Genomic DNA, 24,213 nt, shown 5'->3' on the forward strand with positions numbered 1-24,213 from the left:
ATGAAGCGGCTATCTTTTATTGTAACGTTTGTGTTGTGCCTGGTCTTTGCAGACCAAGCCCATGCACAGCGTTGTTTACCCGGTATGCAAGGCATACAGGTAACTGGCGGAATGGTGGACGGATTTCATTCGTCAGATAATAAAAACGAACTGGGATATTATTTCGGGTTATCTATGGCCACCTATACCAAACATGCCAATAAGTGGGTATTTGGTGCAGAGTTTTTGAATAAATACTACCCCTATAAGGAAGACAGGATACCTGTCAGCCAATTCACGGCAGAGGGCGGTTATTACCTGAAATTTCTTTCTGACCGTAATAAGGTAATTCTTTTCTCTTTGGGCGGATCTGCACTCGCCGGATATGAAACAAGCAACTGGGGAGAAAAAACGCTCTTTGACGGTTCCACGCTTCGGGATAAAGACAGCTTTATTTATGGCGGTGCGATTACGTTAGAAATGGAAACGTATTTATCCGACCGTGTTGTATTTCTTTTGACTGCACGTGAGCGGGTATTGTGGGGGACATCGACGGGGCATTTCCATACGCAGTTCGGAGTGGGGTTAAAGTTTATAATCAATTAATATATGACGACAATGAAAAAGACATTAGCATATTTCTTATACACGCTATTGCTATCGGCAATAGTCTGTGCCTGTAGTGACGATTTGGATGTTCAGCAGGTTTATTCATTTGATCTTGTTACTATGCCCGTCCAGAAAAAAATCGTTCAGGGCGAAAGTGCGGAAATTCGCTGCCAACTGGTAAAAGAAGGCGACTACGACCAAGCAAAGTTCTTCATCAGGTATTTCCAAACAGACGGAAAAGGAGAACTGCGATTGGATGATGGGCGTGTATTATTGCCTAACGACCTTTATCCTTTGAAAAAGGAAACGTTCAGGCTTTATTATACTTCTCATTGTACCGACCAACAGGTGATTGATGTGTATGTCGAAGATAACTTCGGTCAGGTGGCACAAAAGAACTTCAGTTGGCAGAATGACAAAGGAGAGAAAGAAGATACAGAAGACGAAGAATAAGAGAAGTTGAATGAGTAAAGTACCCGGAGCAATTCGGGTACTTACTGTATTTACAGATTGATTATGAAATATATAATAACGTTCTTCATTGCGTTGCTTCATTTAACTGTATGGGGACAGCCAAACAGAAAATCGGAAATAGCAAAATGTACGGAACAGGCTTATTCGGTAAAAGAGTTTCAGCGTATAGCCGATTCCATGCAAATGACAATCGAAGAGCTATCCGACTATCCTGTAATTTTTCCGATTAAGAAGCCGTTACGGATTTCATCAGGCTTCGGAATGCGTTATCATCCTATCTATAAAATACGGAAATTCCATACAGGAATTGACATACCCAAAACGAAAGGCACTCCCGTATATGCCACCGGAAACGGAATAGTAGTTCGTAAGGGGTATTGTTCGGGGTATGGGAACTATATAGAGATTCAGCACGCAGGAGATTTCCGTTCATTTTACGCACACCTGAGCAAGACAGTAGTAAATATCGGGGATTCGGTAAATGTCGCTACACAAATTGCTTGTGTGGGAGATACAGGAGTAGCCACTGGTAGCCATTTACATTATGAAGTCCGAAAAGGGAAACGTTTCCTGAATCCGTCCGGGTGGTGTTACTGCCTGATTGAAATATGGAGCAAACAAATTATAAACGAAAAAACAGCATGAAATTTTTTTGGATGCGATTTTGCGTGTGGTTACTACCGATAGTGTTACTATATACCTCTATTATGTTGCAAATCCGCTTCGGTTTAGAAAAACAATAAATGTGTAGATTACACAAACGCAAAAATCAGACATTTTGTCATGCTTCTCTCTTGCTTGACAGATATAAAAACACTTTATGAGCCAGTAAAAAAAGTGGCACATTCATTGTAAAGAATTAATTAGTATTGACTTAATTTGTATATCATGAAAATTAGAAGAACACATAATTTAGAATTCAAAGGATTCACCCGAGAGGCAATAAAGAACACTTTACCAAGTGAATCAGGTCTTTATTTTGTTTATAGAGGAACACGAAATAAAGGAAATGACGGAAAGTACACTTGTTCTCTTAAGGAATTACTTTATATTGGACAAGCGGAAGATGTTAATGACAGAGTAAATGGGACACATGAACACTATAATGATTGGTGCTCATATCTGAAAACAGGAGAAATGTTGTACTATTCAATGTGCCCGGTTGATAGTTGTTTTTTAGATGAGATCGAAGCGGCATGCATATACCATGCCCAACCAACAGTGAATATTAAAGGTAAGGATAGCTATAACCATGAACCGTTAAGAATAAAGAGTTCTGGAAATGTAGACTTTATTAGTACCGATTTCACTGTAGGCTAAATTTTTGAATAATTATTTACACATAATTTTATATAGATGAAAGTAATAGGCTTCAATTTCACAAAAAACGATTTTAGATTTTGTGTCTTGTGTGGAGAAACCACCCCTCCAACAATTATTGAAAAAAACAAAATTGTTTATCCAAACAATATGGATACTGCAGATTTAATGGAATGGTTTGAAACTCAGATTTCGCTTATTGTAGACAAGCATCAACCAAATCAATTGGCACACAAAATTTCATTGAATCTTACAAAACTCGATCAAATAAAATCCTCTTGTTATCCACAAGCAATACTAAATTTGCTTGCCAAAAAGAAAAATATCCCAATTAAGGACTATTCTTCGCAAGCAATTAATGCTACAAAATTTGGACAACCAAAGAAGACAGATATATACAGTTATATTGACCCTATCATTGGCGCTCATCCTCCCTATTGGGACAAACCAACTAAAGATGCTGTTCTGGTAGCATGGTTCAATTTGTTATAATATGGCAACAGAACATTTAGACAAGTTTCAAATAATCAACCACTTGGGAAATGGCTTTTTTGGCGATGTTTATCTCTGTTTCGATCCATTTCTCCAGAAAGAAATTGCTGTTAAAGTAATTAAAGTACCTAATCCTACAAAATTTGTTCAAGCAGTTAAAGAAGGCCAAGCTCTTGATATTTGCCGCCACAAACATATCGTTGATGTTAAGGATGTAAGAGCAACTTTGTTCCATGCTGAACCAGTCGTTATTATAGTGATGGAATACTTGTCAAAAGGTTCTATTCAAAAGCACATCGAGAAACGTTTCATATCAGCCAAAGAAAGCTGCAAAATAATTCAACAATCACTATTAGGTTTAGAGCATGCCCATAATAACAATATTCTACATAGAGATGTTAAGCCCGGTAATATTATGTTTGGAGACAGTGGGGAAGCCAAATTGTCGGACTTTGGGCTCGCTATAAACTATCATTCGGATCCAAGTGATATAATGGGATATAAACCTCATCAACCTTTAGAAGTTATCGAAGGTCAACCCATGGATAAATTGAGTGATATATATGCGATGGGAGTTACTTTTTATCGACTTTTAAATAATACCAATAATCTCCCATTCACTTTTTCCACAAAAGAAGAGTGGATGAAGGCGGTAAAAAAAGATCTTTTCCCATCAAGAGTCTTTTTGCCACACATACCCGAAAAAGTAATCAAAATTCTAAATAAAGCGATACATAAGAAAAAAAATAGCCGGTTTCAAAATTGCACTGTTTTTAGACAATCCATTGAAAAATTGAACTTTAATATTGATTGGTTTTTGGTAGATACCGACAATTGGACAGGAATAAACGATAAAGACAACTATGCACTAAGTAAATATCGTAAAAGAACAGGTTGGGTAATCGATTTTAAGAAAAATGGAATACGAAAAACTGAAAATTGCTATATAGGCCTACCTGACGATAAAGTAGAAAATGAATTTTTCAAAGTTATAAGAGAAACTTCGCTAAAGTAATATCTCCCTAAAATTATAACAATAAGGCTTTTTGTTACTTTTTCCCCCGCTCATTTTGAGAAGTCATGGAAAAAGTAACGGGCGAAAAATCGCCTGCCAGTTACTCGTTTTTCTTTGAAAGCCATTCGTCCCGCTCTTTTCGGCATTGTTCCAATGATTTGGCAACCGTTGAAAACAGTTCTCCGTCCGTGTGGCGGTAGTCGTACTGGTAATATTCCGTACCTCTGAATGCTCCTGCAATAAATGTTGTGTAATTTTCTTTGCCTTGCTCGCATACTGAGCAACCGTTTTTGTTGATTGAATTTGTTTTCATTGCTACTTAGTTATGTGTTGATAATCTTTAATATAATCCTGTTTTTCAAGCCACTCTATTATGTTCTCCATATTGTATTCGGAGGTAATGATTGCCGTATCTCTCGAAAATTGAGTAAAACGGCTACTTTCGTAGTTGTCTATCCACTCTTTGAGGTTTACCACTCCCCAAATGCTGTAATTCTGTGCGAACATTCGGTCAATCTCGGCTATCTCTTTCTTGAACTCGACCACGATAGTTTGATATTTGTCGTCAATGATTTCAAGGTGATACAATGAGCCGAACTCATCGTGTAGGCGTGCGGAACTCCAATCGCTTTTGTAGGTGTGATTACCCCATCTATGTGGGTTATCGAAACGCACTTTAACTTCTGCTGTGTACTCAGTTATCTTGATTTCTTCGATAACGCCTGTTACCATTAAGCCTGTAAAAATGCTCTTACAACGCTTGCCTATAATACTATCGTTTACTTCTGTTGTTCTCATGTCTATTTGAATTTTGTGGGCGGATTACTCCGCCCGATTATTGTTATGCTGCCAATCGTTGTTCTATGAGTGGTATATTGTTATTTACAAGTGAAAGTATCTGATTATGATGTTCGGTGTTTTTGTTGCATAATCCCCTGCATTGAATAACTTTCAGTTTGGAAATAGATACCTCTATGGTTTCAATGCGTTTGCCATCAATGGTTGCCGAAAGGATAAGGGAGTCTTCTTTGGTCGAATAACTACCTACGCAATGGTGCATCGCCTGTCCCTCTGCTACTATCTCCTGTACGCTTTCAAGTACACGGATACTGATACGCCCATCGGAAAATATAAGTCCGAAAAACTTGGCTTTAATCGCCCTAAATTCGGCTTCTTTTTCAAGTTGCTTTTCCAATTCCGCTTGTGCATCGGCTTTGGCTTTCTTCAACATATATCGGTCATGCTCGGCTTTGAGGTCTGTCGGGCATACATATTTAGCATTATAGAGGTCTTTGCCAAAGAATCGGAGATTATCTATATAATCGCACCAAAGTGTTGCATCGTTGATTTTGTAGCCATTTCGGATGCAGATGCGGACGGATTGCCAATACTTGTCGATATTCTTCCAACCGCTGTCCATGATACGCTTTAATAGCTTGGTGTATCCTGCTTTCATAAGCGTTTCGGCTCGGCTGTCAGTCAATAGGGTACGGAACAGGTCTAACGGCTTTTGTCCATATAATCCCTTTTTGTAGCCTGTTCTTTTCAGTTCGGGGATTAGTTTCATTCGGGGGTAAACCACGCCTGTAAATATTTTGTCATATACATTTATGTAAAACTTGTTATTGCTGTTCTCGCTACGCAATTCCAAATCGGTATGGAATATCCACGCATCATAGTAGCAAGTACCCATTGTCTGACGGAGTTTTGCGAATGTGCAATGCTTTCCGTTGGGGGCAATCCACCGTTGCATAACCTCTGAATAGTCGTATTTAGGCGTTTCCCCGACCTTTACCGAACAGAATAACATTACAGAGCGCAATACTTGATAACCTGCATGAGCGGTTACTACTGTCATGTAGTAACGAGCGTTGAATGTCCGTTTCTTGGTAGTTTCTACCGTTAGTTTGGTGTTACAGTTCGGACAGTTACAGTCCGTTAATGTTGCAACCAAATATCCTGCTCCCTGCCACGAATGACCGCATTTAGTACAGGTTATCACTCCTTTATCAGTTCTGCGCCCGATATGGTCGATACCATTTTCATAGCCCCACTCAATCTGCTCTTTCGTGAGTTTCGGTAGGGTTTTACTCGCTTCTACTACTTGTCTTTGGAATTTATTCTTCGCTTTCATAGGATAATGCTTAAAAATCAAACAAAGATGGTTGGGGATTTAATACTACTTTCTTGCTCTTTTTGACAGGCTGTGTTATCTTCCTGTATGCTTCGTCCTGTGCCTTTTGTATAGCATCTCGGCGAGCCTGTTCCTTTTCTTCTTCAGTCAGTTCTACTACATGATTTACTACTACATGGGCGTTTATTTGCTTACCGATTTCGATATTATCTTCATCGTAATAGTGTACCGCCATTGAATAGATTTCATCGTCTGCAAAACCATTGCAACCGCTTTTCTGTACAGTATTGAGAATATAGGTAACACAATCGTCAATATTCTTTTCGGGTTTGCTATATTGGAATGAGAACAATACATCTGTTTCGGCTCTCTTATCTAAGTATGCCTTAATTGTATTTTTGAAATGATTTGATGCTTTCATACTTTTGGGTGTTGTGGGGCAGAAAGGCTCTGCTCCGTGTTACTACTTAATCCAATCCGAAATAATAGGCTAAACGTTGCTCTTGTGATTTAGGAAAAATCCAACCTGCCAACTTCTTACCATTGAACGTCAATCGACTGTTAAAGCGTCCGCCCATTGCTTTGAGTTCGTCTTTTATGGCTCTCGTTTCTCCGAATACCGCTACCGCTTTGGCTGAATATTCTACCAATGTGCAACCGCTATTAGTTTCTGTTGTGGAATTACTATTCTTTGGTGTTGTGTCAGACTTGCTGATATGTATGTTATCTTCGTTCCCTGCGGTGTAGGCAAAATCCTCTATCGTGCGTTCACGGTTATATACAGGCTCTTTTTCAATTATCCAACCGCTATACTTGCTTTTTCCCAAGTAATAACCATCGCCCATGCTGTACTTTTCCCTGTGTTCATAATCCTCGTTAAACTCGGCTAAATAGACAGTTTCCTCAAAATTGGATGCGTGTTTACGCATTTCGGAAAACAAGTCCCTTTTGTGCTTTGAAAAACCTATGATAACCGTCCGCTGTGTACTATATGAGTAATAGTCGGTATAGCTGTCGCTCTCGTTTTGTCTTAACCGTGCCACGATAACCGCCTGTGCATCTTCGGGAAATATTTCGGCAAAGCGTTTGCGCCCGATTTCCTTAACCTGCTCTACTCTGATTTTTTCCTGCTCGGCTTCGGCTTCCTCTGCTTTTTTCTGTTGTTGTGCTTGCTGAAGAAGCATTGTAACCTCGAAACTGTCCATGAATTCAGGGTTCTCGCTATCATAGTAATAACCAATACCGAATTTTTCTTTCAAAGGTCTGATAATGTCTGCCGTCTGAAATTCTTTTGTACGCAGGTTAATCAACTTGTAAGCAATGCCCCAATCGTTTTTGCGGATTTCATAGACTACATACCTGTCATAACTGTAACCCTCCATTTGGATTATTTGATTAACCTCTACCACTTGTTTGGCTCTGTCAATTTCCTTATTTGCTCCTAATAAAAATACTTTGCTCATAACTCTAAATTTTAAGGGATTATAAAAAGGAGAAAAGAATGAGAATAAACAGGATTATAGCACCTAAACCTACGAAGAAGGAGAGGATACCCCGAATAACAGGAAGAAAGAGATACAAGCCCACTAAAGCCCAAATAAACCCTGTTCCCCACACGGAGCAACCCAAAGCCACGAAAACGATTTTCACAACCAATTTTATGCTAATTGGAAGGTTACTACCTTGTTTCCTATTTTTTGCTATACTTCTCATAATTTCTGACTTTTTTTTTATGCCGTATCGGAGCCGGTGTACTGACCTTATGTTTCGGATACGTGAAAAGGTCGGCTGAATCCGCCGAAGACAAATTTTGGGTGAATAAATACGCTCGCCCGTAGGGAAAGAGGAAGATTTTTCAGGCAACAATTTGGCGACAGGATTAGCCGAAATACCTTTGTATCCTGAACACCGGGTCAAAAAGTACCCGGTTTGATACTCGCTAATGAGGAAGAAATTATACCGGAGAGAAGTGTAGTAAAAAGAAATTTGGTCGAATACATTGCGTTTGTTATTATGAACGCAGCACTTTCCCGGAGATAGGGAAAGCGATCAACATAAAAAAAGCCTGCTTCATGTTTCAGAAACAGGCTTCGTTATATTTGAACAATGTATGTTATTTAGCTTTTTTCTTACCGTAGCATTTACTTCCGTCAGGAGATAAATAGAAATCAAATGTTTCTTCAACGGCTGTTCTGCCTGGAGGAACAAGAGAATATTTACAACGGACAATAACAGCAAGAACGCCATTGGCATTCTGGCTGTCATATCCCCGCAGATTATCGGGCGTAAGATTTTTAAGAGAATCAATGGTGTTGCTAATTCCCAAAATGTCAGCATTATACTTGTCAATATCGCTCTGCTTTTTTGCTTTAGCTAATAGTGTCTCACTCATTTTCTTTGCCAACTCGACACGTTTTATTATAAGCTCTTTATCTTTTCTAAACTCGTCAGTAAGATAAGCAATACTGTCGGCAACTGTAACAGTACCATGTTCATTCATCTCAACAATTTTGAAGTTGAGATTTTCTTTTGTGTCGCTACCTTTTAGCAGATAGCCAGTAATGGTTTCTTCATAATTGTTCTTTGAAGAGTTTGAACCGCAGGAAACCATAAAAATTGCGATTAAAAGATAGATTACATTTTTCATGACTATATTTCTGTTTATAAGAGTTTGAATTAATTTAATGTTATCGCCGGGAGTTTTGACGATAAATTATATACAATCAGAACTTCCGTTTCTCTTTTGGGCTTCGTCCGAATATATTCGGTTAATGCTTTCATAACCCATTCCCTGAACGCTTGCGCTTCAAATGAAGCTATTCGATAACTAACGAAAATCAATGCTTCTAAATTATAGAATGTCATTTCGCACTGGCGACCGTTATGCTCGTATTTGTGTATTCGGATTACGTTTTCTTCTCGCAATAAGCCTGATTTGAATATTGACCGCAGGTTATTACCGACCGAGCTCACAAATACATTGAATAAATCAGCTATCTCATGCTTTGTCATCCACAGGGTGCAATTTACAAGTTTCGCTTCAACAATTAGCTGACTTTCACTATTTTCTTTGATTTTGATATATCCTCGTTCCATAATTGTATTATTCCTCATCTTGTTGAACATTAAAACCAATGCGCTTACGGGGCTTGTTTTCCTGTTCCTTTTGCGAAGCAAGTTCCGTAAGAGCCTGATAAATATCGCTGAACTGCATATTGGTTTCGATCATAAACATTTCAAGTTTCTGATTGAGTTCTGCATAACCCAAAGCATACTGACGAAGTGCGATAAATGCCCTTACTATCTGAATATTCATATCGATCGCTTTTTTACTGTTGAGCAATCCGGCAAGCATCGCTATACCGTGTTCAGTAAAGGCATAGGGCAATTTACGAGTACCACCCCAACTTGATGTTCCATTTTGGAATATCAAGTCAAATTCTTCATTATTCAGTTGAAACATAAAATCGGAAGGAAACCTGTCAAGGTTTCGCTTTACCGCCTTATTCAGATTAGAAGTGGTTACTTCGTAGAGTTCTGCTAAATCTTTGTCGAGGATCACACGTAAGCCTCGAATCTGATAAATTTTACTTTGAATAACTTGTAGTTCCATGATACTCTAATTTATTGATTTACTGTATTTATCTCCTCATACATTTTCTCTGCACCCTTCATTTTTTTAGCCAAGACTTTCATGTCCTCGCTAATTTTAGAGTTTGTTATTCGGGCATAAATCTGAGTGGTTGAAATATTTGTATGACCAAGCATTTTACTAACCGTCTCAATAGGAACGCCTTTGGCCAGAGTCGTTGTCGTGGCGAACGTGTGGCGGGCAAGGTGAAATGTCAAATTCTTTTCAATGCCACATAAATCGGCGATTTCCTTCAGGTAAGAATTTGTCTTTTGGTTGCTCAAAACTGGGAGTAATTGTCCGTTCTTTAGTTTGCCTCTATACTTTTTCAATATCATTGATGGAATTTTCAAGAGAGGTACATTAACTGTTGTACTTGTCTTTTGGCGTTTAGTCATAATCCATAGAGAGCCATCAAACGATTTACGGATATTTTCTTCTTTGAGATTCTTTACATCTATATAAGCAAGTCCGGTGTAGCAGCTAAAAATGAAGATATCCCGTACATGTTCAAGTCTTTCGGAAGTCATATTCTTCTTTATGATTTCGTGAAGTTCATCTTCTGTTAGATATCCGCGATCAACTCTCTTTATCCGAATTTTATAGTTTGCAAACGGATCGCCAACAATCCATCCATTGTTTCGGGCTATAATTACAATTCGTTTAAAGAACTGCATAAATTTCGCCGTCGTGTTTTCGTTGCATCTACAATCAACCCGAAGATACGTTTCAAAGCCTGTAATGAAACTATGATTGATTTCCCTGAGACTAATATCAGAAACCCGATGACGAGTTTCCAGATAATCTTTCAATCGGTTGTATGTTCGTTCGTATTTTTCCAAAGTAGCTTTGGTCTTACCTATACCGACCATCTTTTTTACTTCGACATTGTGTTCGGCAAAAACGGTCAGTAAGGTTTGTTGCTCGGTAGTGTAACCAAGAAAAATATTACGGATCTTCTCTCCGGTAACATGCTCTTTTTTCTCGACATCATAATAAGTGGTTGTGAGGGAAGTTCGGATATCATTCAACAGATGATTTAGCCTTAGGATAGTCGTTGATTTTCCTTTTCCTCTTCCGGCATTTGTGTCCCATAATTCAGGCTCAATTTCCAGTTTAGAACTGAATTGTGTCCTTGTTCCGTTAATGGAAAGGCGTACCATAATGGTGCATTTTCCATTCTTGTTTACTTGATTTTTCTTGATGTAGAAAAGAATCTTAAATGAACTACTCATAATTTTTTAATTTTTGCACCTAAATCTCATCGAGACAAAGGTAGGGTGAATAATAAAATTACAAGCTGTTGAATCGCGGACAATATGCGACAGTTCAAGGACTTATGCGGAAATTGGTTACTATTTTTTCGACCTGATTTTGAGTAACCTTTTAGTAACCCGACGGTGTCTATTTTTGTCCTTTTCGGGTCTTTCAGGTGACTTAGTTATAAAAGAAAAAGTCCTGTAAAACCTTGATTTTACAGGACTTGTCTCCTTTTGTCTGTTAGAAGTCTTTGCTTCTCAGCGGAGAGAGAGGGATTCGAACCCCCGGAAGCTCGCACTTCAACGGTTTTCAAGACCGCCGCAATCGACCACTCTGCCATCTCTCCAATGTTATTGCTAACATTAGTGCTTTTCTTTCAAAAGCGTTGCAAAGATAAAGATATATTTTAAAATCACAATATTGTTTTCCCGAATTTTACGATAAAAATTTCATTATATTTTCGGCTTAAATATTATATGTATGATTTTCAGTAAGTAATAAAAAGCACATTGTTTTAAATAGGTCTTGATAAATAAAAGTTTTTACACCGCAGGTAGGCTCATACCTGTAATTTTACGATATAAATCGAGGGCATAAATATCGGTCATTCCGGAAACATAGTCAAGAACAGCAAAAATCTGAGTATATAAATCGTCTGCCTCAACATTGTATTGTTCGGGTACACGTTCTAACAAAAGCTTAGAATATATATTCTCCGGATTTTGAACCGCGTCTATAAATGTTTCTAAAAGAAATCCAATGATACGGTGACCCGCAAGTTCAATATCTAAAACATCTTTAGTTTTGTAAATCTGCTCGATGCTTATTTTAGTACATGTTTTGTAGGCACTGCTTGGACGGTCAGATATGTGCTTTATCAAAGAGCCCTGAAAATCCCCATTTAAAATACGATTCTCATTTGCTAAGAAAACTTTGGCACATTCGTCAACCAACAATCCAATCACATTCGAACGCAAGTAAGCGAGTTGTTCGTTTGTATCATTAACAATCTCCATTGTTTTCCACATCTTTTGTTGGCGTTCTTCCGGAAAAAAGTCCATAAAAAGACGGATAGTATCATCGGCCGTAAGTATCTGCAACTTATGAGCATCTTCGATATCCATAATTTTATAGCAAATATCATCGGCTGCTTCAACCAAATAAACCAACGGATAACGCACAAACTGCAAAGGGTGGTCTGTTATTTTTTTTATACCTAATTCTTCTCCTATTCTGATAAATTCGGCTTCTTCCGGCTGAAAAAAGCCAAGTTTACCGTCTGCCTGTATCGACGAGAAAGGATATTTTACAATTGAGGCCAATGTTGAGTATGTCATCACAAATCCTCCTTTGCGCCTTCCATTAAATTGATGTATCAGCAAACGGAGAGAATTGGCATTGCCATCAAAGTTCGTAAAATCTTCCCAACGTCCGCCTTCGGCTTCTATTTTGCTTTTTAGTGCTTTCCCTTTCCCCTCTTTAAAATAGTTTGAGATAGCTGTTTCGCCCGAATGTCCAAAAGGAGGATTGCCCAAATCGTGAGCTAAACATGCAGCAGCTACAATCGACCCGATTTCTTCGAAGGCAGCAGGCGATTCGGGATATTTTTTGCGAAGCTCGCGCGCTACGGCAAGACTGATGGAACGCCCCACACAAGAAACTTCCAAGCTGTGTGTAAGCCTATTATGAACAAATACGCTGCCGGGAAGAGGGAATACCTGTGTTTTGTTTTGCAGACGCCTGAAAGGAGCTGAAAAAACCAAGCGGTCAAAATCCCGCTGAAAAGCCGTACGGTCGTGTTTCTTATCATCATAAAATTCTTCCATGCCAAAACGTTTGGACGAAAGTAATTGTTCCCAAGTCATCATATCGTTTTATATAGTAAGTTTATACTCTTATTACAGAGGCAGTAATACGATTCAGGCATTTACCTCTTTTTTAAAGCGTCAAGGATATCAAAAAGCTGATTTATAGCCGGTATTTCGTATCTTATATTTCGGTACATATTGTCGAAATCAAGTTTGCGTACAAGTTTTTCTACCTGCCAATGTTTCTTCGTATAAGTACGTCCAACCAGACGGTATATATTATCGAGGTCTTTAGACGGATGTTTGCGGGAAATGGCATTCTCATGATAAGGGTCGAATCCTAAACGTTGTTTTATAAATGTGGGAGTAAGCCGTTTGTCAACTCTTTTCAGATGTTTATATTCGGCCAAAAACCACGTTTCCACCTCTTGTACGGCAACAATAATATCGAATCCGTTAGCCCATTTTTTATATACATTGGGCAGAAAGTTCAGGCCTTTTTCAAGACGGGGTAAATCGTCTTCAGGTAGGGGATAAAGGTCTCTTACGCCGATAATCATACTATAACCCGACCTGTGCAGGGATTCCATATTATCCAAAATTTCGGTTTTAACCCTATTGTCGGCACCACAATCGCAAATCATTACCAAATACTTAGCTTGGCGGGCAATAGACTTGCTGCGTACTATCTCCCTATGTGGAGCGTTAGTACCTCCTGTTGTTTTTTTGAGTATTATAGTAGTATCAGTTTTTCCTAAAAAATATTTTATCAAGTGGTTTAGAAAAATCTGCTCAGTTTGTCCTTCTACAAAAAATGCTATTTTCTTCATGGTATCAGCCTTCTTCTTGCAGCTCTATCGAATCGTCAGATTCTTCAAAACCATTTATGTAGAAATGGGTTGCCAAAAAGTCGAAATTACTTAGTCCTGTAAATTTAAAATCGTCGAAAAACTCTTGTGAATTATAGTAGTTATAAAAAACCGTTTTTTTTGCTTCACGTTCGGCTATCGACCAATACTTTATGGGTATCGAATTCATAATATAACGGTCGTTGGTTGTTATTATGAGCTGAACGTTAGACCCTTTCGATTTATAAATAAGTAGAGATATCAGTGCTTTAGAACGGTCGAAGTCTAACCCTTCGCCCAAATCGTCGACAAGAATACAAATAGAGCGGTTTTTCAGTAATGCATAGTTTAAGTGCACAATAAAAGACAGAGCCCTAAACATTCCCTGCGACATCTCCAACTGACTGGTTTTGGCGTCTAACTCGTCTTCTTTAACATAAAGGGAGTAACCGTCGGGCGTATCCAATACTTCTATCGACTCCATTGGGTATCCCAACACTTTCATGTCGTGCAGAATATTGTTATTGAATTCATTGCCAAACAGTTCTTGTGCACGGTGTACCACCCGTACTACATCGCGCGAGTTGTTGGCATGCATATTTGATTCTCTGTCTCTTTTCCAATCGTCAAAATCTTTTATCAGTGTGTTTTTTTCAAATTGATTGGTAAATGCACTTTTCCGCAGATTATGCCCCCATGCGAACAGCTTGCTCAGAAAGGAATATTCGGGTGCGCCATGCTTTTTTACGGCTAAAATGGTATTGTCGAGGTTGAAAGGCTCCAACTGTTTAGTAACGGTTGAGTATATCTTGCCTTCTTTACGGTTGAGCATTGGTTGCCCATTTATAAAAATTTGCTCGTCCAGAATCTTTTCGTTATCGATAGATACAGAGTATTCGTATTTTTCGCCTTCGTCGTTAAATTGCAGATAGTAATGACAGTCCCTGAAGGGGAGTTCTGATAATTTCAATTTCAGATTCAGCAGGTCTGCTATTTCGCGAATTATGGCTAACGTACGACTCTTGCCGGAGGCGTTTTTGCCTACAATAAGGTTTATGTTGCCGAACTGAATAGGGCTGCCATAACGGTCTTCGACAGCCCATTCACGGTTGCCTCCTTTTTGACGTATATATTTTATTGCTTCAAGTAACATAGACACTTATTTTATTATAAAATCCAAGTACGGTTTCGTAATAAACTTAGTCTTGGAGTGTAAAACTTCGGGAGCCGATTCTGTTTCCATCCGCAAAAATATCAGCACGATATGTTCCGGCCATCAGAAACTCCTGTACATTCCAGTATAGGGTAACGTTCATTTCTTCGCCCGTGTATTCTATCTGGCGTTTCATGGAATAGGCAATCTGCCCGTTTTCGTAAGGGAAAGTATTGCCACTGCTTTTTGTAAGAACGTCGTTGTCGGGCTTCATGATACGGACATAGACTGTTTTTTCGCCCGGCTGTGCTGTAATATTTTTCGTTATGGTAAACGATACTGCGATTTGCTCTATCTTCTTTATTTTTTTCTGGGCTTTACCTTTGGCATTGGTTGTAGCTACCGAAATATTCGTTGCATCGAGCTTAGATGCCAAAGTAACCTTTTCCGATAGATTTGCCCGTTCTTGGGCTACTTGGTTCAGGTTACGGTTCGTTTCTTGGAATTTATCGGTAATATCCTTGTTTTCTTGTATCAACCGTTGATTTTCGCGGTTCAAGGAGTCAATCTGGACGATATACGAACGTAAAATTTTTCGTAAACTGCTTAGTTCGTCATTCAGACGGCTTATTTCTTTTTTATCCTGGCTGTTAGAAGCTTTTAGGGTACGCAGTTCTTCGAGCAAACGTTGCACTTTGGCCTGTTCATTGGTGAGTTGCTCCAACAGCGAATCGTTTTTTACTGTAATCAATAGCCCGTCATATTGTATGGCTATGCTTTCATACTCATCTTCCAATTCCAACTGTCTTTGAGTTAGCTGATTCACATCTTCACCCTCGTCGGTAGACAGTTGTTTATTAAATATAAAGTATCCGGCAACCAACAGACCTATTATCAGAACTACAATTATTGAAATCAGTATTTTTGTTTTGTTACCATTGTTTTGAGGTTGTGGGTTTATTCCTGTTCCTTCCGTTTCCATACGTTGTTAAAAGCTATATGTTATGAGGTATTGCTAATCGTTTATTGTATAACAAATATAAAATCTTTTTTCGAGCTTACTGTATAAACCGGATAGAGCTTTCAATATTTTTAATAAATTCCTTGAATTTATACTGCCAAATACTTCTTTATTTGAGAATAAGCACTTACTTTTGTTCAAAATAAACAGGGCTGAAAAGCTGAAATTGGATAATAAACCAACAAAAATATATTAAAACCTATTAAAACGAATAAATTATGTCAAAAGTAACTGTTGTCGGAGCCGGTAATGTTGGTGCAACATGTGCCAATGTGCTTGCATTTAAAGAAATAGCAGACGAGGTAATAATGCTCGATGTTAAAGAAGGTGTTTCGGAAGGAAAAGCAATGGATATGAACCAAACAGTTCAGTTGCTTGGATTCGATTCTCGCATCAAAGGTGTAACTAACGATTATGCAGCAACTGCAAACTCGGATGTTGTGGTTATTACTTCGGGTATTCCCCGTAAACCGGGTATGACTCGCGAGGAGTTGATCGGTGTAAACGCAGGTATCGTTAAGTCGGTTTCTGAAAACATACTGAAACATTCTCCTAACGCTATCCTTGTTATTATTTCTAATCCAATGGATACGATGACATATTTGGCATCGAAGGTAACAGGTTTACCTAAAAACCGTGTGATTGGTATGGGTGGTGCTTTGGATAGTTCGCGCTTCAAATATTACCTGAGCCAAGCATTAGGCGTTAACCCTAATGAGGTTGAAGGTATGGTTATTGGCGGTCATGGCGATACTACAATGATTCCTGTGGCTCGTTTGGCTACATACAAAGGTATTCCTGTAACAGAATTGCTTTCGGCTGAGGTATTGGATAAAGTTGTTGCCGACACTATGGTAGGTGGAGCAACTCTAACCGGCTTGTTGGGAACATCGGCATGGTACGCACCGGGTGCGGCAGGAGCATATGTTGTTGAGTCTATTCTTCACGACCAGAAAAAAGTTATTCCTTGCTGTGTTGCCCTTGAAGGCGAATACGGCCAAAACGACATTTGCATAGGTGTACCTGTTGTTCTTGGACGTAAAGGCTGGGAAAAAATAGTAGACCTGAAGTTGACAGCCGACGAAAAAGCTAAATTCCAAGCTTCGGCTGATGCTGTACACAAAACAAATGCTGTTTTGCGTGAAATCAACGCTATTTGATAAAAATTAGCTTTCTAAGCTAAAACCTAAATATGGCAAGAGGCTGAAATCATTTGGATTTCAGCCTCTTGCTTTTTATTTCTTCTGTTATCTTAAAGACAAACTTAATCTTAATCAGAATTTTTTGAAGCCCATTATATTGCGAACTTCGGCAAGGGTTTTCTGTGCATTTTCGCGAGCCTGTTCTGCTCCATCGGTTACAACTTTATGCAGGTAATCGTTATCGTCTTTTATCGCTAAGATGCGCTCACGGATAGGGTTTGTAACGGAAATGATATCTTCGGCCAACTGTTTTTTGAGGTCGCCGTAGCGGATTTCGCATTTGTTCCATTTGTCCTCAAAATGTTTCACAACTTCTTCTGTCGATACTACACGTAAGATAGTAAACAGGTTTTCGATATAGTCGGGCTTCTCGGAGTTAAACTCTTTAGGGCCTTCATCGGTCAGGGCTCGTTTTACCTTTTTTTCTATGACTTTTGGTTCGTCATAAAGGTAAAGGCAGTTCCCTTCCGATTTGCCCATCTTGCCACTACCATCCAGTCCGGGTATTTTAATGAGGTCTTGCCCAAAGTTGTAAGCAACAGGCTCCTTAAAGAACTCAACACCGTATAAATTATTGAAACGACGGGCAAACTTACGTGTCATTTCCAAGTGTTGTTCCTGATCTTTGCCTACGGGTACTTTATCGGCATTGTGCATCAGTATGTCGGCAGCCATAAGGGTTGGATAGGTTAACAGACCGGCATTCACGTTTTCGGGGTTCTTACGGGCTTTGTCTTTGAACGATGTTGTTTTCGACAGCTCACCCATATAGGCGTGCATGTTCAGCAGTAGATATAGTTCGCAAACCTCAGGCACATCGCTTTGGATGTATATTGACGATACCTTGGGGTCGATTCCTGCTGCCAGATACTCCACTAAAACATTTTTTACGTTTTCGTGCAGCATTTTAGGGTCGGGATGCGTTGTTAGCGAATGATAGTCGGCAATGAAAAAGTAACACTTGTTTTCGTATTGCATTCTGGTAAAGTTACGCAATGCTCCGAAATAGTTTCCCAAATGCAGATTCCCCGTAGAGCGTATACCGCTTAATACTATATCCATGATGTGATTTTATATTTTATCGTTTCCGTTTTGTTTATTGACGTACAAAGTTACAAAACGTTTACTAAACTTTTGTAGTGCATAGCTAAATTGCTTACCGGCTAAGCAAATATACGGTGTGGGGTAGGAAATGGTCGGCAAAGACCAACGACACGTAAATCTTTCATATATATAAAGGCAATACTTATGTTTTTCACATTTTATAAAGATAAAACCTTTTATTCCATTATTTTAATGTGTCTGTCCTTATTAATTATTAGCAAACGCGTGAAGATTATTATAAAACGTAATTCATTAATTACTATCGTTTTAACCCCCTTGTTAAATTTTAGAGTAATTCTAAATAGCGAGATAGATTATTTGTAATAGACTTAGAGTCTGTTTAAATTTTCTTATTTCATTCTGTTCAACATAATTTTAATCATCGACAATTGTATCATTGCTTCTTGTGTATATGTTTGATATCCAAATTCTTTAGACTATCTTCTGTAGGACTCAAACCAAGAAAAAGTTCTTTCCATAATCCATCTTTGTGGTAGTGTCTCAAATTTGTGAGTTTCTTTTCTCTTCACAATTTGCAATAAATTGTCCTCTATATCCCGCATCAGCAATAATTTTGACTAATATTGGGAAACGATATTTTAATATCTCTATCACTTTGAATCTTCGACAAGAGATTTTATCCGCTCTATGACATTCTCGGATAATGTCTTTTGGTTTATCATACGCTTCAGCAGAAAAGGATGACGTATGCCTTTTTCGCGTAAATAGTTTTCTACTATCAGTGCTTTTTGATTTTTGCCGGGCATTAGCTGATAAAGAACATACCAATCTTCTAAGGTGGTAAACGGAATATCTGTTCCGTCGATGTTGAATATTGTGGGTGTGGAGTGTTCGTCAAAGATATACGAATATACTCCCAATGGCAGATTCAATCTGAATCCGGACATTACGTCCACATCCATCGAGGGCAGTTTATATTCGTAAAAATATTTGGTTGCGTAAATACCCGATTCCTCCCGTTCTTGCTTCTGTCCCATTGCGGATAAGATAGAATCTGCTTTTTTAACATCATTCTCGGCAACAATGATATCTATATCGTTAGGGCAATCGGCCAATCCATATTGGTAGAGCATGGCTGATGCACCCACCCCCCAAAGCAAACCGGCACTATTCAGTTGTGAGCCGAATTGTGCCAGTATTGAATTTGAATATTTTTGCGGATTAGTATGCACGGGCAAAGAGAACACGCTGAGCAGATGGTTTGCCTGTTACCATACATTTACCCGGGGTTTTGTCTCCCTCGAAAGGAATGCAGCGGATGGTAGCTTTAGTTTCGGCTTTTATTTTTTCTTCCGTTTCGCTTGTTCCATCCCAATGTGCAAGGATGAATCCGCCTTCCTCAATTTTTTCTTTAAACTCATCGTACGAGTCTACTGCAATGGTATGAGCTGTCCGGTAATCGGCTGCTTTTTTGAAGATATTTTCTTGTATTTCGTCAAGCAATTGTTTTATATGCAGATCAATACCGTCGCACGATATGGTTTCTTTTGTCAAAGTATCGCGGCGGGCTATTTCTATGGTGTTGTTTTCTAAGTCACGACCACCCATCGCCAAACGTACAGGTACGCCTTTCAGTTCGTATTCCGAGAATTTCCAACCCGGTTTCTTATTGTCGGCATTGTCGTATTTCACGCTGATACCAAGTGCTTTGAGCGAAGCTACGATTCCCGCAACTTTTTCGTCTATCTGTGCTAACTGTTCGCTGCTGCGGTAGATAGGGACAATCACAACCTGATATGGAGCCAATTTTGGAGGCAATACAAGACCGTTATCGTCCGAATGCGACATGATGAGTGCTCCCATCAAACGGGTAGAAACTCCCCACGATGTAGCCCATACGTAATCAAGTTTTCCGTCCTTATCGGTAAACTTCACGTCGAATGCTTTGGCAAAGTTTTGTCCAAGGAAGTGCGATGTACCCGACTGCAAAGCTTTTCCATCCTGCATTAAGGCTTCTATTGTATAAGTATCCACAGCTCCGGCAAAACGCTCGTTGGCCGATTTTACACCCTTAACGACAGGCATAGCCATCCATTTTTCGGCAAATACGGCGTACACTTCAAGCATTTTCTGAGCTTCGGCTTCGGCTTCTTCGCTTGTGGCATGGGCTGTATGTCCTTCCTGCCACAAAAATTCGGCAGTACGCAGAAAAAGACGGGTACGCATTTCCCAACGAACCACGTTTGCCCATTGGTTGCACAAAATAGGCAGGTCACGATACGACTGTATCCAATTGCGGTATGTGTTCCAGATAATAGTTTCGGAAGTAGGACGAACAATCAACTCTTCCTCGAGCTTGGCTTCAGGGTCAACCACAACGCCCTTACCATCGGGATCATTTTTAAGACGATAGTGTGTAACTACGGCACATTCTTTGGCAAAGCCCTCAACATGGTCGGCCTCTTTGCTTAAAAAAGATTTGGGGATGAAAAGCGGGAAGTAAGCATTAACGTGACCTGTTTCTTTAAACATATCGTCAAGTTGACGCTGCATTTTTTCCCATATCGCGTATCCGTACGGTTTTATGACCATACATCCACGAACAGCCGAATTTTCGGCTAAATCGGCTTTTTGTACCAAATCGATATACCACTGACTGTAGTCCTGACTACGTGGTGTCAGCTCTTTAAGCTCTTTTGCCATGGTTACTTTCTATTTTTGAATTAGGTTTAGTTTTAAAGAGTGCAAATTTATGAAAAAAGATGAAAGGAGAGGCGCAAAATGCTTCTCCTTTTCCGAAAAAAGAGTGTTGGTTAAAATACTTTCTTTGTAATTTTTTGAACAGAGTGAAACCAACTATTGAAAGGCCGGAGGCTTAATACCTGTCTTTCCACAGTTTTTTCAGATGCTCAAGGGTTTTATTCTCGGCGGGATTATCTTGTGGCTCCCAGAACCGTGCTTTTTTAACTTCAGGAGGCATGTATTCTTGGTTCACAAAATTGTTATCGAAATCGTGCGCGTATTTGTAATCTTTGCCATAATCCAACTCTTTCATCAGTTTAGTGGGAGCATTGCGCAAATGCAAAGGAACAGGCAGATTTCCGGTCTGCTCAACAAGAGCCAAGGCTTTGTCTATGGACAGATATGCCGAGTTGCTCTTTGGCGATGTTGCCAGATATACGGTTGTTTCGGCAAGAATGATACGTCCTTCGGGCCATCCTATTTTCTGCAAAGCGTCGAAACAGGCATTTGCCAATAACAAGGCATTAGGGTTTGCCAAGCCAATATCTTCGGCTGCCGATATCACCAGCCGGCGGGCTATGAATTTAGGGTCTTCGCCGCCTGCAACCATCCGTGCGAGCCAATAGACGGCTGCATCAGGGTCGCTGCCACGTATTGATTTGATAAAAGCCGAGATAATATCGTAGTGCATTTCGCCGCCTTTGTCGTAAGCAGCGGGATTTTCTTGCAGGCGTTCGGTAACGATTTTATCGGTGATAATGATTTTCTCTTCCGTCTCGGCCGAAACTACCAACTCTAATATATTCAGTAGTTTACGGGCATCGCCTCCCGAAAAACGGAACAGAGCATCGGTTTCCTTTATCTCTATATCCTTTTCTTTAAGTATAATATCGGTTGTTAAAGCCCTGTTCAGAAGGGATTGTAGGTTTTTCTTTTCCAACGACTTCAATACATATACCTGACAGCGAGAGAGTAGGGGACGGATAACCTCGAACGAGGGATTCTCGGTTGTGGCTCCTATAAGTGTAATTGTACCTGTCTCTACCGCGCCGAGTAGTGAATCTTGTTGTGATTTACTGAAACGGTGAATCTCGTCGATGAATAGAATAGGATTCTTTGTGTTGAAAAAGCTATTTTTTTTTGCGGTATCAATCACTTCCCGTACATCTTTCACTCCCGAATTGATTGCACTAAGCGTATAAAAAGGCGTATCTATTGTATTGGCTATAATTTGCGCCAGAGTGGTTTTGCCTACTCCCGGAGGTCCCCATAAAAGAAAGGATGGAACACGGCCGGAATCTATCATTTTGCGCAACACGGCTCCTTGACCAACCAGATGTTCCTGACCGATATACTCATCGAGCGACTTGGGGCGTAAACGCTCGGCTAAAGGCTGGCTCATATTGTTTATTTGTATGTATTTTAATAATTCGAGATAAAGATAATAATTTTATGCCTTATGCAAATCGGTAAAAACCGGATAAAGTAAATGCAGATTTAAGAATATTATTATATTTTTTATCTTTGGATAGGATATCAATATTATACCTTAAGAGCTGCATAGAAATGAAAATTAAGATTTTTGCAATATCGTTTTTAATAAGTTTATTTTTTCCTTCTTCTTATGCTTTTAACAATGATGCTTTTTATTATAGAACATTGGAGCATAAAGGAATAAAAAAGATAACAGAAAACACACACGATAAATGGGAGGTTGTTTCTTTTTTTGATGAGAAGGGATATTTATTGCGTGAAACCAATTTGTATAAAAAAGAAATCAGATCTGATTACAAATACAGTTATGTTATTGTAGATACTTTGTTGGAAATAAGAAGAATAGACATGAACTGTAAAGATACAGATAAACAGAAGAGAGTTGATAGATATTACTATACATCTTTAGGTCAATGTTATAAGCACGAAATATGTTTTTCAGAGTCTGACACATCTTCTTATTATGAGCATGATTTTGTGTTTGATGATGAGTTGCTTATCGGTTATACCCAAGGTAATGGTTCTCAAGGTGAACATAGTACAATAAAGTATAAATACAATGAGAAAAAACAAAAAATACAGGAACAAAAAATGTTTATGCAAACAGATACTACGTTTTGTTCCTACATCTATAATTCGTTTGGACAATTAACCGATTGCATACAAGAAAGTAATGATAGTGAGGTAATATATAGTGATGTTGTTGTTTGGAATAACAAAAAAATGAACAAAGTACATATCCGATATTCTGATTTTGACAAACAAGGTAATTGGACAAAAAGTTATTTTATAACTGAAAAGGGTAAAGTGTTTCGTTCAAAAAGAGAGATTGAGTATTATGAGTAATTTCCCGATGATGACTTTATAGACTGTGCCAAGATAATTAAATATTCGATTTTCATTCGGTTGGTTTGGCATTATTGCTATATCTTTGACCCCAAAATATTAATAGAAATATGGAATACAGGCTTAATAAATATATCAGTGCTTCGGGCTACTGCTCACGGCGGGAAGCCGACCATCTTATTGAAAGCGGACATGTAACGGTTAATGGTAAACGTGCCACTATCGGGATGCGTGTGTTGCCGGGACAAAAAGTTAAGGTGCGGGGCGAACTCATCAAAAATGAAATAGAACCTGTATACATAGCATTTAATAAACCTGTGGGTGTGGTCAGTACAACAGATACCCAAGAAAAAGATAATATTGTTGATTACATAAGCCACGAGCAGCGAATATTTCCTATTGGGCGTTTGGACAAAGACTCGCAAGGGTTAATCTTGCTAACGAACGATGGAGATATTGTAAATAAGATACTTCGCGTAGGCAATAACCATAAAAAAGAATATCTGGTAAAGGTAAATAAACCTATCACAAAAGAATTTCTTACCCGGATGACTCAAGGCGTACCTATACTGGACCGCGTAACCCGCCGTTGCGAAATTGTGGAGATTAACCCTTATACTTTTCAGATTTCTTTAATTCAGGGGCTTAACCGTCAAATTCGCCGCATGTGCGAATACTTCGATTATGAGGTTACCAAACTGGAGCGTATCCAGATAATGAACATCAAACTGGGTAGTCTGGGGCAAGGCAATTGGCGAAACCTTACTCCTACCGAATTAGAAGGATTGTTCGACTTGTTGGAAGATTCGAAAGACGTAACCCAAGCCCGGAAGCCAGCCAACAGTAATAAGGCAATGAATAAAGCTTTGCAGAAACACGATATAAAGACCGATTACCGGAAAGCAAGCAGCGTTTCTAAACAGGCAAAAAAAACGAAAACGGATAAGCCATTCGATTCATCCGCTGAAACGGTAAAGGCAGATAAAACAAAAGAAAAGCCGGCAAAGAAAAAAGGAGGAAGTGGGCTTCGGGTAGGAAAATCGAAAGTATCGAATAAGAAAGCGCAAACAAAACAGCGTCCGCAGTCAAGAAAAGAAAGGGGAGCATAAACCCCTGTTAA

At 39.1% G+C, this 24,213-nt stretch carries 27 protein-coding genes and 1 tRNA gene; 9 read left to right on the forward strand and 19 right to left on the reverse strand.

Annotation, left to right across the window (positions count from 1 at the left end; genetic code table 11):
• The 6 genes from M2132_RS04465 to M2132_RS04490 all read left to right on the forward strand — a co-directional run bounded on the left by M2132_RS04465 (position 1) and on the right by M2132_RS04490 (position 3,889).
• On the forward strand, positions 1–585 hold the full coding sequence (locus M2132_RS04465) for a conjugal transfer protein TraO (protein ID WP_280671755.1): 585 nt from the start codon (positions 1–3) through the stop codon (positions 583–585).
• A gap of 12 nt (positions 586–597) precedes the next feature.
• Positions 598–1,041 (forward strand): DUF3872 domain-containing protein, encoded by a 444-nt coding sequence (locus M2132_RS04470; RefSeq protein WP_280671757.1) that lies wholly within the window; start codon positions 598–600, stop codon positions 1,039–1,041.
• Positions 1,042–1,104: 63 nt separating this feature from the next.
• Entirely contained in the window at positions 1,105–1,707 is a 603-nt protein-coding gene (locus tag M2132_RS04475; protein WP_280671759.1) for a M23 family metallopeptidase, read from the forward strand.
• A 243-nt stretch (positions 1,708–1,950) separates the two neighbouring features.
• Positions 1,951–2,382, forward strand: coding sequence for a hypothetical protein (locus M2132_RS04480; protein WP_280671761.1), 432 nt, complete (start codon positions 1,951–1,953; stop codon positions 2,380–2,382).
• A gap of 36 nt (positions 2,383–2,418) precedes the next feature.
• Positions 2,419–2,874 (forward strand): hypothetical protein, encoded by a 456-nt coding sequence (locus tag M2132_RS04485; RefSeq protein WP_280671763.1) that lies wholly within the window; start codon positions 2,419–2,421, stop codon positions 2,872–2,874.
• 1 nt (position 2,875) lies between these two features.
• Positions 2,876–3,889 (forward strand): serine/threonine-protein kinase, encoded by a 1,014-nt coding sequence (locus M2132_RS04490; RefSeq protein WP_280671765.1) that lies wholly within the window; start codon positions 2,876–2,878, stop codon positions 3,887–3,889.
• A gap of 100 nt (positions 3,890–3,989) precedes the next feature.
• Here the strand turns inward: M2132_RS04490 and M2132_RS04495 are convergent, their stop codons facing one another.
• The 15 genes from M2132_RS04495 to M2132_RS04565 all read right to left on the reverse strand — a co-directional run bounded on the left by M2132_RS04495 (position 3,990) and on the right by M2132_RS04565 (position 15,705).
• Positions 3,990–4,202, reverse strand: coding sequence for a DUF3873 family protein (locus tag M2132_RS04495; protein WP_280671767.1), 213 nt, complete (start codon positions 4,200–4,202; stop codon positions 3,990–3,992).
• A gap of 2 nt (positions 4,203–4,204) precedes the next feature.
• Positions 4,205–4,687: a DUF6956 domain-containing protein gene (locus M2132_RS04500; protein WP_280671769.1), complete on the reverse strand. Its 483-nt coding sequence runs from the start codon at positions 4,685–4,687 to the stop codon at positions 4,205–4,207.
• Between the two features lie 43 nt (positions 4,688–4,730).
• Positions 4,731–6,023, reverse strand: coding sequence for a PcfJ domain-containing protein (locus tag M2132_RS04505; protein ID WP_280671771.1), 1,293 nt, complete (start codon positions 6,021–6,023; stop codon positions 4,731–4,733).
• Between the two features lie 10 nt (positions 6,024–6,033).
• Positions 6,034–6,444, reverse strand: coding sequence for a PcfK-like family protein (locus tag M2132_RS04510; protein ID WP_163177566.1), 411 nt, complete (start codon positions 6,442–6,444; stop codon positions 6,034–6,036).
• A 46-nt stretch (positions 6,445–6,490) separates the two neighbouring features.
• Entirely contained in the window at positions 6,491–7,486 is a 996-nt protein-coding gene (locus tag M2132_RS04515) for a fusion protein (protein WP_280671775.1), read from the reverse strand.
• Between the two features lie 19 nt (positions 7,487–7,505).
• A complete protein-coding gene (locus tag M2132_RS04520) occupies positions 7,506–7,736 on the reverse strand; it encodes a hypothetical protein (RefSeq protein ID WP_280698213.1) in 231 nt (76 codons plus the stop codon).
• A 400-nt stretch (positions 7,737–8,136) separates the two neighbouring features.
• Positions 8,137–8,670, reverse strand: coding sequence for a hypothetical protein (locus M2132_RS04525; RefSeq protein WP_280671777.1), 534 nt, complete (start codon positions 8,668–8,670; stop codon positions 8,137–8,139).
• A gap of 29 nt (positions 8,671–8,699) precedes the next feature.
• On the reverse strand, positions 8,700–9,119 hold the full coding sequence (rhuM, locus tag M2132_RS04530; protein ID WP_280698214.1) for a RhuM family protein: 420 nt from the start codon (positions 9,117–9,119) through the stop codon (positions 8,700–8,702).
• Between the two features lie 7 nt (positions 9,120–9,126).
• A complete protein-coding gene (locus tag M2132_RS04535) occupies positions 9,127–9,636 on the reverse strand; it encodes an ORF6N domain-containing protein (RefSeq protein ID WP_163304845.1) in 510 nt (169 codons plus the stop codon).
• An 11-nt stretch (positions 9,637–9,647) separates the two neighbouring features.
• Complete coding sequence (locus tag M2132_RS04540; RefSeq protein WP_280671781.1) at positions 9,648–10,889, reverse strand: site-specific integrase; 1,242 nt, start codon at positions 10,887–10,889, stop codon at positions 9,648–9,650.
• 286 nt (positions 10,890–11,175) lie between these two features.
• Positions 11,176–11,260 (reverse strand) — tRNA-Ser (locus M2132_RS04545).
• Between the two features lie 196 nt (positions 11,261–11,456).
• The gene (gene dgt, locus M2132_RS04550) at positions 11,457–12,779 is read right to left on the reverse strand and encodes a dGTP triphosphohydrolase (protein WP_280671874.1); all 1,323 of its coding nucleotides are present in this window, start codon (positions 12,777–12,779) and stop codon (positions 11,457–11,459) included.
• 62 nt (positions 12,780–12,841) lie between these two features.
• Positions 12,842–13,552, reverse strand: a complete 711-nt coding sequence (locus M2132_RS04555; RefSeq protein ID WP_280671783.1) for a DUF4276 family protein — start codon at positions 13,550–13,552, stop codon at positions 12,842–12,844.
• Between the two features lie 4 nt (positions 13,553–13,556).
• Entirely contained in the window at positions 13,557–14,723 is a 1,167-nt protein-coding gene (locus M2132_RS04560; protein ID WP_280671785.1) for an ATP/GTP-binding protein, read from the reverse strand.
• 46 nt (positions 14,724–14,769) lie between these two features.
• Positions 14,770–15,705 (reverse strand): hypothetical protein, encoded by a 936-nt coding sequence (locus M2132_RS04565; protein WP_280671787.1) that lies wholly within the window; start codon positions 15,703–15,705, stop codon positions 14,770–14,772.
• Positions 15,706–15,962: 257 nt separating this feature from the next.
• Between M2132_RS04565 and mdh the strand changes: the two genes are divergently transcribed.
• A complete protein-coding gene (gene mdh / locus M2132_RS04570; RefSeq protein WP_280671789.1) occupies positions 15,963–16,904 on the forward strand; it encodes a malate dehydrogenase in 942 nt (313 codons plus the stop codon).
• Positions 16,905–17,018: 114 nt separating this feature from the next.
• On the opposite strand, the gene trpS is transcribed toward mdh, so the two are convergent.
• The 4 genes from trpS to M2132_RS04590 form a co-directional block, all read right to left on the reverse strand.
• Positions 17,019–18,008, reverse strand: coding sequence for a tryptophan--tRNA ligase (gene trpS, locus M2132_RS04575; protein WP_280671791.1), 990 nt, complete (start codon positions 18,006–18,008; stop codon positions 17,019–17,021).
• Positions 18,009–18,661: 653 nt separating this feature from the next.
• Positions 18,662–19,258 (reverse strand): hypothetical protein, encoded by a 597-nt coding sequence (locus tag M2132_RS04580; RefSeq protein WP_280671793.1) that lies wholly within the window; start codon positions 19,256–19,258, stop codon positions 18,662–18,664.
• On the reverse strand, positions 19,233–20,714 hold the full coding sequence (gene proS / locus M2132_RS04585) for a proline--tRNA ligase (protein WP_280671795.1): 1,482 nt from the start codon (positions 20,712–20,714) through the stop codon (positions 19,233–19,235). Before proS ends, M2132_RS04580 begins: the two co-directional genes overlap by 26 nt.
• A gap of 172 nt (positions 20,715–20,886) precedes the next feature.
• Positions 20,887–22,155: a replication-associated recombination protein A gene (locus M2132_RS04590; protein ID WP_280671797.1), complete on the reverse strand. Its 1,269-nt coding sequence runs from the start codon at positions 22,153–22,155 to the stop codon at positions 20,887–20,889.
• A gap of 164 nt (positions 22,156–22,319) precedes the next feature.
• Between M2132_RS04590 and M2132_RS04595 the strand changes: the two genes are divergently transcribed.
• Together M2132_RS04595 and rluF are read left to right on the forward strand one after the other, a co-directional pair.
• Positions 22,320–23,093, forward strand: coding sequence for a hypothetical protein (locus tag M2132_RS04595; protein ID WP_280671799.1), 774 nt, complete (start codon positions 22,320–22,322; stop codon positions 23,091–23,093).
• Positions 23,094–23,203: 110 nt separating this feature from the next.
• Complete coding sequence (gene rluF / locus M2132_RS04600; RefSeq protein ID WP_280671801.1) at positions 23,204–24,202, forward strand: 23S rRNA pseudouridine(2604) synthase RluF; 999 nt, start codon at positions 23,204–23,206, stop codon at positions 24,200–24,202.
• The last annotated feature ends 11 nt before the right edge of the window (positions 24,203–24,213 follow it).

It is taken from the genome of Dysgonomonas sp. PH5-45, from assembly GCF_029893235.1.
Taxonomy (GTDB): Bacteria; Bacteroidota; Bacteroidia; order Bacteroidales; family Dysgonomonadaceae; genus UBA1309.

Excerpts from the sequence above, each read along its gene's own strand:
- M2132_RS04465 (WP_280671755.1), top strand. The coding sequence starts at position 1 with ATGAAGCGGCTATCTTTTATTGTAACGTTTGTGTTGTGCCTGGTCTTT.
- M2132_RS04470 (WP_280671757.1), top strand. The coding sequence starts at position 598 with ATGAAAAAGACATTAGCATATTTCTTATACACGCTATTGCTATCGGCA.
- M2132_RS04475 (WP_280671759.1), top strand. The coding sequence starts at position 1,105 with ATGAAATATATAATAACGTTCTTCATTGCGTTGCTTCATTTAACTGTA.
- M2132_RS04480 (WP_280671761.1), top strand. The coding sequence starts at position 1,951 with ATGAAAATTAGAAGAACACATAATTTAGAATTCAAAGGATTCACCCGA.
- M2132_RS04485 (WP_280671763.1), top strand. The coding sequence starts at position 2,419 with ATGAAAGTAATAGGCTTCAATTTCACAAAAAACGATTTTAGATTTTGT.
- M2132_RS04490 (WP_280671765.1), top strand. The coding sequence starts at position 2,876 with ATGGCAACAGAACATTTAGACAAGTTTCAAATAATCAACCACTTGGGA.
- M2132_RS04495 (WP_280671767.1), bottom strand. The coding sequence starts at position 4,202 with ATGAAAACAAATTCAATCAACAAAAACGGTTGCTCAGTATGCGAGCAA.
- M2132_RS04500 (WP_280671769.1), bottom strand. The coding sequence starts at position 4,687 with ATGAGAACAACAGAAGTAAACGATAGTATTATAGGCAAGCGTTGTAAG.
- M2132_RS04505 (WP_280671771.1), bottom strand. The coding sequence starts at position 6,023 with ATGAAAGCGAAGAATAAATTCCAAAGACAAGTAGTAGAAGCGAGTAAA.
- M2132_RS04510 (WP_163177566.1), bottom strand. The coding sequence starts at position 6,444 with ATGAAAGCATCAAATCATTTCAAAAATACAATTAAGGCATACTTAGAT.
- M2132_RS04515 (WP_280671775.1), bottom strand. The coding sequence starts at position 7,486 with ATGAGCAAAGTATTTTTATTAGGAGCAAATAAGGAAATTGACAGAGCC.
- M2132_RS04520 (WP_280698213.1), bottom strand. The coding sequence starts at position 7,736 with ATGAGAAGTATAGCAAAAAATAGGAAACAAGGTAGTAACCTTCCAATT.
- M2132_RS04525 (WP_280671777.1), bottom strand. The coding sequence starts at position 8,670 with ATGAAAAATGTAATCTATCTTTTAATCGCAATTTTTATGGTTTCCTGC.
- rhuM (WP_280698214.1), bottom strand. The coding sequence starts at position 9,119 with ATGGAACGAGGATATATCAAAATCAAAGAAAATAGTGAAAGTCAGCTA.
- M2132_RS04535 (WP_163304845.1), bottom strand. The coding sequence starts at position 9,636 with ATGGAACTACAAGTTATTCAAAGTAAAATTTATCAGATTCGAGGCTTA.
- M2132_RS04540 (WP_280671781.1), bottom strand. The coding sequence starts at position 10,889 with ATGAGTAGTTCATTTAAGATTCTTTTCTACATCAAGAAAAATCAAGTA.
- dgt (WP_280671874.1), bottom strand. The coding sequence starts at position 12,779 with ATGACTTGGGAACAATTACTTTCGTCCAAACGTTTTGGCATGGAAGAA.
- M2132_RS04555 (WP_280671783.1), bottom strand. The coding sequence starts at position 13,552 with ATGAAGAAAATAGCATTTTTTGTAGAAGGACAAACTGAGCAGATTTTT.
- M2132_RS04560 (WP_280671785.1), bottom strand. The coding sequence starts at position 14,723 with ATGTTACTTGAAGCAATAAAATATATACGTCAAAAAGGAGGCAACCGT.
- M2132_RS04565 (WP_280671787.1), bottom strand. The coding sequence starts at position 15,705 with ATGGAAACGGAAGGAACAGGAATAAACCCACAACCTCAAAACAATGGT.
- mdh (WP_280671789.1), top strand. The coding sequence starts at position 15,963 with ATGTCAAAAGTAACTGTTGTCGGAGCCGGTAATGTTGGTGCAACATGT.
- trpS (WP_280671791.1), bottom strand. The coding sequence starts at position 18,008 with ATGGATATAGTATTAAGCGGTATACGCTCTACGGGGAATCTGCATTTG.
- proS (WP_280671795.1), bottom strand. The coding sequence starts at position 20,714 with ATGGCAAAAGAGCTTAAAGAGCTGACACCACGTAGTCAGGACTACAGT.
- M2132_RS04590 (WP_280671797.1), bottom strand. The coding sequence starts at position 22,155 with ATGAGCCAGCCTTTAGCCGAGCGTTTACGCCCCAAGTCGCTCGATGAG.
- M2132_RS04595 (WP_280671799.1), top strand. The coding sequence starts at position 22,320 with ATGAAAATTAAGATTTTTGCAATATCGTTTTTAATAAGTTTATTTTTT.
- rluF (WP_280671801.1), top strand. The coding sequence starts at position 23,204 with ATGGAATACAGGCTTAATAAATATATCAGTGCTTCGGGCTACTGCTCA.